This window comes from Pseudoalteromonas sp. SWN166, from assembly GCF_015864485.1.
Classification (GTDB): domain Bacteria; phylum Pseudomonadota; class Gammaproteobacteria; order Enterobacterales; family Alteromonadaceae; genus Pseudoalteromonas.
The window spans coordinates 1-11,444 of sequence record NZ_JADYXB010000062.1 but is presented as its reverse complement, the minus strand read 5'-3'; the positions used below and the strand labels follow the sequence as shown (position 1 = coordinate 11,444).

General features: G+C 39.7%; 11 protein-coding genes. 8 read left to right on the top strand and 3 right to left on the bottom strand.

The annotated features are described in order from the left end of the window. Positions 1 to 172: 172 nt before the first annotated feature. The gene (locus I6F49_RS19645) at positions 173 to 370 is read right to left on the bottom strand and encodes a CsbD family protein (protein WP_007581220.1); all 198 of its coding nucleotides are present in this window, start codon (positions 368 to 370) and stop codon (positions 173 to 175) included. Between the two features lie 280 nt (positions 371 to 650). On the opposite strand from I6F49_RS19645, the gene I6F49_RS19640 reads away from it, so the two are divergent. From I6F49_RS19640 to I6F49_RS19625, 4 genes are all read left to right on the top strand, one after another. Next, entirely contained in the window at positions 651 to 1,064 is a 414-nt protein-coding gene (locus tag I6F49_RS19640) for a group II truncated hemoglobin (RefSeq protein WP_197181700.1), read from the top strand. 83 nt (positions 1,065 to 1,147) lie between these two features. Beyond that, on the top strand, positions 1,148 to 3,574 hold the full coding sequence (gene hrpB / locus I6F49_RS19635; RefSeq protein ID WP_197181699.1) for an ATP-dependent helicase HrpB: 2,427 nt from the start codon (positions 1,148 to 1,150) through the stop codon (positions 3,572 to 3,574). Positions 3,575 to 3,831: 257 nt separating this feature from the next. Further along, a complete protein-coding gene (locus I6F49_RS19630; protein WP_197181698.1) occupies positions 3,832 to 4,296 on the top strand; it encodes a nuclear transport factor 2 family protein in 465 nt (154 codons plus the stop codon). Between the two features lie 43 nt (positions 4,297 to 4,339). Continuing rightward, on the top strand, positions 4,340 to 4,684 hold the full coding sequence (locus tag I6F49_RS19625) for a DUF6694 family lipoprotein (protein ID WP_165728507.1): 345 nt from the start codon (positions 4,340 to 4,342) through the stop codon (positions 4,682 to 4,684). Between the two features lie 100 nt (positions 4,685 to 4,784). Here I6F49_RS19625 and I6F49_RS19620 read toward each other — a convergent pair whose 3' ends face one another. Continuing rightward, positions 4,785 to 5,609, bottom strand: a complete 825-nt coding sequence (locus I6F49_RS19620; RefSeq protein ID WP_197181697.1) for an alpha/beta hydrolase — start codon at positions 5,607 to 5,609, stop codon at positions 4,785 to 4,787. A gap of 32 nt (positions 5,610 to 5,641) precedes the next feature. Next, positions 5,642 to 5,857 carry a hypothetical protein gene (locus I6F49_RS19615; protein WP_197181696.1) on the bottom strand — a complete coding sequence of 72 codons (216 nt, stop codon included), beginning with the start codon at positions 5,855 to 5,857 and terminating at the stop codon, positions 5,642 to 5,644. A 170-nt stretch (positions 5,858 to 6,027) separates the two neighbouring features. On the opposite strand from I6F49_RS19615, the gene I6F49_RS19610 reads away from it, so the two are divergent. From I6F49_RS19610 to I6F49_RS19595, 4 genes are all read left to right on the top strand, one after another. Beyond that, positions 6,028 to 7,935, top strand: a complete 1,908-nt coding sequence (locus I6F49_RS19610; protein ID WP_197181695.1) for a DUF1800 domain-containing protein — start codon at positions 6,028 to 6,030, stop codon at positions 7,933 to 7,935. 9 nt (positions 7,936 to 7,944) lie between these two features. After that, complete coding sequence (locus I6F49_RS19605) at positions 7,945 to 9,285, top strand: DUF1501 domain-containing protein (RefSeq protein WP_197181694.1); 1,341 nt, start codon at positions 7,945 to 7,947, stop codon at positions 9,283 to 9,285. Positions 9,286 to 9,393: 108 nt separating this feature from the next. Then, complete coding sequence (locus tag I6F49_RS19600; protein WP_166421910.1) at positions 9,394 to 10,107, top strand: DUF1499 domain-containing protein; 714 nt, start codon at positions 9,394 to 9,396, stop codon at positions 10,105 to 10,107. Between the two features lie 139 nt (positions 10,108 to 10,246). Further along, a complete protein-coding gene (locus I6F49_RS19595) occupies positions 10,247 to 11,293 on the top strand; it encodes an NAD(P)-dependent alcohol dehydrogenase (protein WP_197181693.1) in 1,047 nt (348 codons plus the stop codon). Positions 11,294 to 11,444: the final 151 nt, after the last annotated feature.

Here is an 11,444-nt window from a genome sequence, read left to right as displayed (position 1 = left end):
AGTAAGACCTTTACCAGCTTGAAGTTCAGCTAATGCTTTGTTGAAATCGAAAGATTGAGTCATGTGTCACTCCTGTTTTCTTAATAATACTGAAATGACACAGATTTCTAAACACTACCTAACTGAATGGTGTTAGCCAAAATGGCGGTTTTTTTAAAGCGGTTAACGCGGTTTAACGACCTTTTTCAAACTCATCAACTTCACGCTCTGCTTCTTCTTTAGATTTACCGTATTGCTGCTGGATTTTACCAACTAGCTCTGTACGGCTACCTTCAATTTTATCTAAATCGTCGTTGGTAAGATCGCCCCATTTTTGTTGAGCCTTACCTTTAAGTTCTTTCCAATTACCTTCGATACGATCGCTGTTCATAAGTTTATCCTTACTTTAGGTTAGTGAATTAACTGTCAGTTATAAGGTAGCAAGCCTTGTACCAATGAATAATAATGATTTTATTGTTTTTATTATCAGTTGGTTATATTTTTATGTTGAGCGATTTTGTTTTTAATATTGAGCTTTTTATTAAAAAATATACATAGCAGCCTGTAATTATTGCTGACATAAATTACGCAGCTTTGATGTAACTCATTCTTAAATTTTTGTTTTAAGCTAATATGCAGGTATTAAACAAAGTAGCTAACTTGAGTGAGTTATGAATACTAAAACGTATGAATACGGAGTGGGCGACTACTCGTACAAAATGGCAGGCGAATTAGCAGGTATTACACAACTGGTAAATGCGTTTTACGATAATATGGAAACTTTAAAAGAGGCTGAACATATAAGAGGCATGCACTCAAAAAATTTATCGGCATCGCGTAAAAAGCTCGCTTACTTTTTGTCGGGTTGGTTAGGCGGTCCTAAATTATACGCTGAGCATTTTGGCAGTATAAATATTCCTCAAGCACATAAGCATTTACATGTAGGTGTTGATGAAAGCGATGCATGGTTGTTATGCATGCAAAAAGCGGTCGATGAGCAGCCTTACGAAGCCTCATTTAAAACTTACTTAATGGAGCAATTACGCGTACCTGCTGATCGAATTAGAATGGTATCGGGTAGTTAATAGCAATTATTAATAAACATCAATCGCAGCTAGGCTTTGGTTTTTTGTTACAATGCCTGCAAAGCAATTTAGGGTAAATAGCTGTGCTGCCGGTTCAAGACATATATCAACAACTCGTTACTACATTACAACGTAATCCTATTACGTTATTACAAGCGCCGCCTGGTGCGGGCAAATCTACGTGGTTGCCGCTACAACTTATGCGCGACGGGCATTTTAAACGCATTGTAATGCTAGAGCCACGCCGTTTAGCCGCGCGCAATATTGCCAGTTATTTAGCAAAGTGCCAAAACGAGAGTGTTGGGCAAAGTGTGGGTTTGCGGATTAGAGGCGAGAGTAAAGTAAGCGCTAATACGCGTCTTGAAATAGTAACCGAAGGCATGCTTACACGCATGCTGCAAAACGACCCTGAATTAAGCGATATTGATTTACTTATATTTGATGAATTTCATGAACGTTCAATTGCAGCCGATACCTCACTTGCCTTTGCGCTAGAAACTCAAAGTGCACTGCGTGAAGATTTAACCATCATGCTTATGTCGGCAACGCTTGATACAGAGCGTTACACTGCTTTTTTTGATTGCCCTGTAATTCAATCCAATGGCCGCAGCTACCCAATAGACGAAGTATACATACCCATAAAAGATGAAAGCCGCTGGCTTGATGCAATTCCTAGCATAATAAAACAAGCGCTTAATGAGCAAACAGGCAGTGCATTGGTATTTTTACCCGGGCAATTTGAAATACTACGCGTGCAGCAAGCACTTAGCGATTTACCCAGTAACTGCTTAGTTGCCACACTGTTTGGCGAGCAAGATAAAGCCAATCAGCAAGCCGCTATTACTCCCGCGCCAAATGGTATGCGTAAAGTGGTGCTTACTACTAATGTAGCCGAAACCAGTTTAACTATTGAAGGCATACGCATTGTAATTGACAGCGGCAAGCGCCGTGCGGCGACCTTTAATTTAAAAACAGGGGTTACTGAGCTCACAACACAAAGTATATCGCGCTCCTCTGCTGTGCAGCGCGCAGGGCGTGCAGGGCGAATAGAGCCCGGTATTGTTTATCGAATTGGTTCAAAGCAAACCTTTGAGCGGCGTAATAGTCACGACAATCCCGAAATACTCACATCAGACATAAGCCAACTTATGCTTGAGGCAAAGCAGTGGGGCGCTAGTATTGACGAACTCACTTTGCTCGATAAACCTACTGAGCAGCAATGTGTACAGGCAAGCAACTTGCTTAACATGCTTGAAGCTATTGATAGCAAAGGCAAGCTCACACCACTTGGCAGTAAAATGTTAGGTTTTGGTGCTGATATTCGTTTGGCGCATATGCTACTAAAAGCCCATATGCTTGATACGCAGTTAACAGGTATTTATCGCCTTGCTATTTATTTAGTTGCCTTACTTGAGAGTAGAGTAAACAGTGCAAACGAGTTGAGTTTAGCGCTTCATAGCCAACAGCAACGACCGCATCCGGTATTTAAGCAGCAGTTAAAATATTGGCAAAGCCGCTTAAAAGTAAAAGAGTTAAATGCTGATTTGAACACCGAACATTTAAGTTTGCTGGTGGCACTTGCTTATCCCGATCGTATTGCTAAAAAGCGCGGTAATGGTTACTTACTTGCCAATGGTGCAGGGGCTGAATTAAATGCCGATTACTGGCACAGCGACGACTACTTAGCGATAGCAACAATGGGCGGGCACAAAGGCGGGCGTATATTTGCAGCCACCGCGCTTAACCCATTTGAGTTACAAGACTATTTACCGCATTTATTTAGTGAATTAACTCGCTGCGAATTTGACGAAAAAGCCGCACGCTTTATTCATCAAGATGAAGTGAAGCTTGGTGCTATAACGCTTACCAGCCAGCCTAGTAAACAAAAACTAGACAAAAGCGAGCGTGCTAAAGCGTGGCTTAACTTATTTACTAAACACGGTTTTGCATTATTTAACGAGCAAGCTGATGCCCAGCAATTACTAATACGCATGAGCTTGGCAAGTAAGTTATTGCCCGATAAATTTCCACAAATAAACGAGCAACAACTTATTCTAAATGCAGCGCAGTGGCTAGGCGTATTTTTAGAAGATATTAAAACGCTCACGCAGCTTAAAAAGTTTAACTACTTTGAGGCATTACAAAACTGCTTTGATTGGCAGCAACAAACGGTGTTAAAAGCATTGTTACCGCTGCGCTTGACGGTGCCAAGTGGCTCAAATGTAAAAATAGAATATCAGCTTGATGGCCCCGCAAAGCTCAGTGTTCGCATGCAAGAAGTATATGGTTTAACGAGTACGCCTATGCTTGCCAACGGTAAACTGCCACTGCTTATGGAGTTACAATCGCCAGGTAAACGCTCACTGCAACTTACTCAAGACTTAGCACACTTTTGGGCTAGCAGTTACCGCGATGTGCAAAAAGAAATGAAAGGCCGCTACCCTAAACATTTTTGGCCAGACGACCCCGCCAACAGCGTTGCAACGAATAGAGTAAAGAGCAAAATGTAGATTTTATACCAATTTTATTAAAAACATGATCATTTTATCGTATTAAATAGCGCACTCACTGCGTTAAAAATTATTCATATAGAACAACTATATGTCGTAATTTTTGCCTTGTTATTACGCTATTTTCTTAGCGCTATAATGAACACTAATTTAATGCAATTGGTATTAATTACTTAAAGTTACCTGTTTTATTATTGAGCGCATTAATATAGTGTACCTGTAAATAAATCAATATTTTTAACTACAGGGAATAAGTAATGAGGCTACTTTTAACGTTAGGTTTGGCTTTGGTAACTGCTTTTTCGGCGTATGCAGAAAAGCCACTCGACTTAAATGCGTTTGCGCAGCAGTACTATAAAACAATGACCGCTACACAAGCACCTAATGCAGGTACTAAAGAGCTTGAGGCTTATCTTGCTTTGTTAACTGATGATATTGGTAATCAGCATATTCCTTATCAACCCGATGACTCACGTACTCCTGATGGTAAAAAGCAAATGCGCAAAGGCATGAGCTTTTACTTAGGCGCGCACACGTTGTTTGAAAGCACACTGCTTGATACATTTGTGTTTAACGATACAGGCTTTGCTATTCGTTATAAAAACGATGTAAAAGGTATTCATCCGCAAAATAAGCAGCCAATTGAGTATACCTCCACAATGATGGAAGTGATCGAAATTGAAAACGGCAAAGTGGCGATGATCCGCAAATATCACGAATAAACGAATAAACGAATAAGCGAATAAAACAAATAAGGATATATTTATGAAACATTTACTTATCGCATTATCAATATTAATGCTTAGTGCATGTGTTAGTACAAAAAGTGATTTTAGGTTTGATGGCTCCACGCCTGAATCAACTCAGGCAGGAGTTAATAAAGTTTTAAAGGCATTACAACCTCAAGAGTCAATGCGCTTTTTAGGTGCCTTAATGTCAATTCAGTTTTCTGACGTGCAAAGCGCAGAAGATATAATAGGCGACCCTACCATGATGAATGAAGTGAATTACTTTATTATTGGTAAAAAAATTGATGGCTTAAATTATTATGAAGTATTGGATCTTGCGAGTTCATCTTCATCAAAAGTAGAGTTTTCTGTAGAAGAGTAATTTTATTTTGTTAGTTACAATATAGTTTTACGCCAATGATGCAGTGCATTATTGGCGTTTTTATATATGAAATTATTTATATTTAACTATTCATACTTAACTATTCGGGATGATAGTTCATTTTTTTAAAAGCATCGTATACCGCTAAATGTAGTGTTTCAGTGTGATCTAGGTTTTCAAAATAGCCAAATTGTACTTGGCTTTTACTACTAAGAATAGGCGCTACTTTTTTATGTAATTGCTTTGCTAAACCTTCCATTAGCTCACCTTCTTTACCTACTCCAATATAAACCGATTGAGGAAAGGTAGTTGGCTCAAAAGGGCCATTTAGTAATTCATTATCGGCCCACCATAGGCTTGGGCTAATTATTACGTAATGATTAAACATTGCAGGCTGATTAAACAAAATATCGGTAGCTAATAGGCCGCCTAACGACTGACCAATTAAAGTGCTTGTTGAGTTGGTACGGTAAGTTTTATTGATCAGTGGGCGTAGTTCGTCGTTTATAAAACTAATGAACTTTTTTGAGCCACCATGCGTTGGTAAATCTTTTAAATCGAGAGCGTTATTACTCGGTGATGTAAAATCGTGTTTGCGGTCGATATTTGCTATACCCACAACAATGGCTTCGGGTATATGATTTATCCACGAAAAAGAGGCAAACTGTACAAGTCCTGTAATATGAATAAAGTCTTCATCTTTTGAGCCATCGAGTAAGTAAATAACAGGGTAACGCTTATCGCATGATTGCTCATAACTATTAGGCAAGTAAACGTTTATAGTGCGTTGCTGCTCAAGCGTGGTTGATTTAAAGGTAAAGGTTTCACCAATACTAAAAGGTTTTGTTTTAATCGGTTCTGCATGGCTTAATAAGCTAAAAGCTAAACATATTACTGTAAATAAACTTAACACTTTATTTTTCATTAGATTGCCTTTAGTTATTGTTATTACTTAATTTAAACTTCTTTTCCGCCATGCTTTTCTGCTAGGTCGTCGAGCTCGGCTAAGGTGTAATCAAAACCACTTTCGTCGTATTCGTATGTCACTTTTACACTGTCGCCGCCATTAAAAAGCCGCGTTTTTACATCGTTAACCGGCCAGTTTTTTAGCTCGTGTAAAAATCGGTTAGCAGCTTGTGAAGATTCAAAACGATAGCGAATTTCTGTTTTCATAAATAATAAAGCTCTGGCTGTTTACCCCTGCAGCTAGTGCATTATTAATGGGGCGTTCATGATTCGGTTACAAAAAATAAAGAGTTAAATTGTAAATTTTGTGTTTCAATAAATGCATCAAACTCGGTACACACTAACGTACCTTAATTAACAAATGATGACGACTTTACATGCATTATAAATTTGCTCTGATCGCAAGCTCGGTTTTTATACTAAGCGCTTGTGGTGGTTCAGGCTCAGATGATACGCCAACCGTTAACGGAAATAAAATCCCCATTTTGTCAGTAGCTGATATACCCGGCGACCTTAGTAAAGGCCAAACAGTTGAACTAATAGCAACAGCCAGTGATAAAGACGGCACAATTGAATCTGTTATTTGGCAACAAACTGCTGGCATAACAGTGCTTAGCGAGCCTTTAGAGTCAACAAGTACGACGTTAACCATTCCCGAGGCACAAAGTTACAAACCTGTTACTTACACGTTTACGGTGACAGCAACCGATAACGAAGGCGCAAGTAATGCAAAAACACTGAGTTTTACAGCGCGTAATAATATGGATGAGGTTAGCGCAGCAAGGCTTTTGCATCAAGCAACAATGGGACCTAAGCTTAGTGAAATACAAAACGCACAAGGGCTAAGCGAGCAGCAATGGCTTGATAAGCAAATAGCGTTACCTATTAATTATCACCGTAATTATTTAGTAAAGCAAAATGACGATAACGACTTTAAATACATAAGCCGCATTGACTCATGGTGGAAAGCAGTAATGCAAAGTGACGATCAACTTCGTCAGCGTGTTGCGTTTGCGTTAAGTGAAATATTAGTGGTGTCGGATGAAAACAGTGCCTTAAGAGGCCAACCTGAGGGTATGGTTACTTATTACGATTTATTACTAAAGCATGCTTTTGGTAACTATCGTGAACTACTTGAAGATGTAACGCTTTCGCCAATAATGGGGACTTATTTAAGTCACTTAGGGAATGAGAAAGCCGATGATGCACTCAATATTCGCCCCGATGAAAATTACGCACGTGAAGTAATGCAATTATTTACTATTGGCCTTGAAGAGCTAAACCTAGATGGTAGCGCCAAGCTTGATGCCCAAGGTAATACCATTGCCACTTACGGACAGTTAGAAATAGAGGGTTTTGCACGCGTATTTACAGGTTGGACGTTTGCCGATAGTGAAACATTTAAGCGTAAAAGTCATGATTATATTAAGCCAATGCAAGCGTTTGACGAGTACCATTCTAGTAAACAAAAAACCTTACTAAACGGTGAGGTTATACCACAAGGTTATGCAGCAGAAGAGTCATTGCAAATCGCCCTCGATAATCTATTTAACCATCAAAATGTTGCGCCGTTTATTAGCAAGCAGCTTATTCAGCGATTAATTACCTCAAACCCAACACCGCAATATGTTGAGCGAGTAGCTAGTGTATTTATTGATAATGGTGCTGGTGTGCGCGGCGATTTAGCGGCGGTAGTAAAGGCTATTTATTTAGATGATGAAGCGCGGCATTTTGGCTCAGTGCTAAATTATCAAGGTAAAATTAAAGAACCTATTTTAAAAACCGTACAGTTTTGGCGAAATCTCGATGCTAAATCGCCAGCGGGTTATTATAAAACATGGAATTTAATAAATAGCTACGGGCAAGGGCCCATGCAGTCGGCTTCGGTATTTAACTTTTTTAGGCCTGATTATCAAACTGCCGCTTTGCGAAGTGAAGGTATTGTTGCACCAGAATTACAAATAGCAAACGACGCAACACTGATTGGCACCATGAACGCGCTTTACGCAAGTTTAGTATGGAGTACCGCAGAAGCGCGCAGTGATTTAAATTCAAATAGTATTTATGTTTATGTTCAAGGCGACATGAATGTTTTAGAGAAAAACGGTGTGAGTGCGTTATTAGCCCAATACAACACGTTATATTTTGCAGGCGCAATGAGTAGCAACACGCGCCAAGCATTACTTGATTTAGATGCTTATTTTAATGAAGACCAATACCGTGAGCGGGTTTCGTATTTGTTATATATGATTGCTATTTCACCTGAATTTAACGTGCAGTATTAGGAGCGCATAATGAGCATTAATAGAAGAGAGTTTTTGTCGTTATGTGTAAAAGGTAGCGTATCGGCAGCAGCATTAACAAGTTTACAGCTGCAAGCGTTAACGGGAGCAACTAATGCCATTGAGCTAGGTGATTACAAAGCATTGGTGTGTGTGTATTTATATGGCGGGAACGACTCGTTAAATATGCTGGTGCCACTTGAAGGCGAGCAGCGCAGTGTTTACGAGCAAAGCAGGCAAAATCTAGCGGTAGAAAATCCTATTGCGCTGAGTATTAAAAACCAGTTTGCTGGTGGAGTAGGTATTCACCCATCACTTGCACCTATTCAAAGTGTGTTTGAGTCTCAAAATTTAGCATTTATAGGTGGAGTCGGTACTTTACTTGCTCCGACATCATTAAGTGACTACAAAAATAAAACAATAGGTTTGCCTAAGCATTTATTTTCGCATAACGATCAACAAGCTGCTTGGATGTATGGCCGAGAAAAACAATCGCTTAACAGTGGCTGGGGTGCACGGCTTTTAGAACGCTTAGAGTTACAGGATGAATTTGCGGCTAATATATCACTCGACGGTACTAATTTATGGCAAACGGGTAGTGCTACTAATGCATTTGCACTTAACAAAAGCGGCATAAGTAACATTAACGCGTTTAGCGGGTATCAACCACGTAGTGAACATGTAACTTCTATTATGAACCGTTTACTAGGCAATACGAGCCATCCGTTAAGTACTGCTTACGCGAATGGTTTAACAAGTGCGATAAATAACACTCAAGCAATGAACAGCGCGTTAGAAAGTGCACCAACACTTATTACTCCATTTAGTGATAATAGCCTCAGTGAGCAATTTGCAGCGGTTGCTAAAACAATTAGTGTACAGGCAAAATTGAGTACTCAGCGCCAAGTGTTTTTTGTTTCTATGGGTGGGTTTGATACGCACGACAACCAATTAACAACGCACCCAGCTTTATTAAATACACTAGCTCAAGGGTTAAGTGAGTTTGATAGCGCAATGAAAGAGCTTGATATGGCTGATAAAGTGACTGCATTTACTATGTCTGATTTTGGTCGTACGCTTACCTCAAATGGCGATGGCACTGACCATGGTTGGGCAGGAAATCAAATAGTAATGGGCGGCGCTGTAAAAGGTGGCAATATATATGGTGAGCTACTAAGCCAACATTTAGACGGCCCACAAGATACCGGTGGCGGACGTTTAATACCAAGTGTTGCTAATGAGCAATACTTTGCCACATTAGCCCAGTGGTTTGGTGTGCCAAGCTCAGAGCTTGTTGATATATTTCCAAACTTGAGTAACTTTGATCACACAACATTGGACTTTTTTGTGTAATTAGTCGCTAATAGTAATCTAAAAGCACTTGTTAGCAGTATAACCTACTCGTTAATAGTGCTTATCTGTTTTAATAATAAAAATCACACACAATATAGGAATCATAAAATGAAAATTTTAGTGAGCTTAGTTAGTTTAATCGCTTTTTTACTCGTACTACTGCCAGGGCCTTTGTATAAATTTGGTATTGTAGAACTTAGCACTGCATTTGCGGGTTTTAAATTTGGTGTTTACGCTGGTGGCGCTGCTTTGGTATTGCTTATAGTACAAGCGTTATTTATGCGTAAAACATTAACGCTAAGCAGTGGTGTTATTGCACTTGTGTTTTCGGTTGTGGCTATTGCTATGCCACTTAACATGATGAACAAAGCTAAAGACGTACCGGCAATTCATGACATTTCAACCGATTTAGTTAACCCTCCAAAGTTTGTAGCAATTGCGCCACTACGTGCAAATGCATCTAACCCAGTAGAATACGCGGGTGAAGAAATTGCAGCACAGCAACGCAAAGCATACCCTGAGCTGACAACGTTAAGCTTTGCACAATCTAAAGCCGATTTAATGACAGCAAGCGAGCAAGCAGTTAAAAATCTTGGTTTTGCTGTAGTAAGTGCAAATACGGCTACGGGTATTGTTGAGGCGACTGATACAACAACATGGTTTGGTTTTAAAGACGATGTGGTCATTCGTATTAAAGATGAAGGCAGCCAACGTTTTGTTGATATTCGTAGTAAATCACGAGTAGGGCGCAGTGATTTAGGTAAAAATGCCGAGCGCATTCATTCAATTATTAATGAATTAAATACCTTACTTGAAAAATAAAACGACTTAACCTGTATTAGGTTACTAGCGTATTAAAGCCCAACATTGTTGGGCTTTTTTGTTTTTAGCGTCAGTTTGTATTCACGGCTTGTACGTTAATGTGAACTTGACTTAAATTTTTACAAACTATGGAGTTATTATGAAAACAGTAGGATATGCAGCAAAAAGCCAAGGTTCTGAGCTGACAGAATTTTCTTTTGAGCGCCGCGATTTACGAAATAACGATGTAGAAATTGAAATTTTATACTGTGGTGTGTGCCATTCAGATTTACACGCCGTACGAAATGATTGGGGTGGCAGTGACTACCCATTAGTACCCGGGCACGAAATTATTGGTAAAGTTGTTTCGGTAGGCAGCGACGTTAGAAAATATAAGCAAGGTGATACTGTTGGCGTGGGCTGCATGGTTGATTCATGCAAAAGTTGCGATCAGTGCGACAACAACGAAGAGCAATTTTGCCGAGAGGGGATGGTTGGCACTTATGCAGGTAAAGATAGAGAAACCGGCGAAATGACCCAAGGCGGTTATTCTAAAAGTGTGGTTGTACGAGAAGAGTTCGTACTTTCAATTCCAGAGAATTTAGAGCTTTCACGCGTTGCACCTCTATTATGTGCAGGTATTACTACGTATTCTCCACTTCATAAATGGGGCGTTAAAAAAGGCAGCCGTGTTGCAGTTGTTGGCCTCGGTGGCTTAGGACACATGGCGGTTAAAAATGCCGTAGCGATGGGTGCAATTGTTACTGTTGTTGGGCGTAGCGAATCTAAAAAAGAAGACGCCGTTAAATTGGGTGCCCAGCATTACTTAGTTTCAACAAACGATGATGAAATGAAAAAGTCGCAGTCGGCTTTTGATGTAATTATTGATACAGTGCCTGTTAAGCATGACCTTTCAATCTACACCCCTTTATTAGACATAGACGGCGCACTAATCATCGTTGGACAGGTTGGCCCTGTAGAAGAGCTAAACACGGTGCCGCTGTTAATGGGTCGCCGTCGTATTGCAGGCTCACTTATTGGTGGTATTGCAGAAACGCAGCAAATGCTCGACTTTTGTGGTGAAAATAACGTGCTACCAGAGTGCGAAATGATCAATATTGACGAAATTAATACTGCATACGAGCGTATGGAAAAATCTGACGTACGCTATCGTTTTGTTATCGATATGGGGTCGTTAAGCGCTTAATTTACTAGGTAAATTAAAAATAATAGAGCGGCTATTTAGCTAACACCGATCAGTTAAGGTATTTTTGATCGGTTGACCGATCTTTTGGTTGCTTCACAATACCCTTATCATCTTTTGATTATGAGGGTATTTTTATGCTTAGTCATTGGTT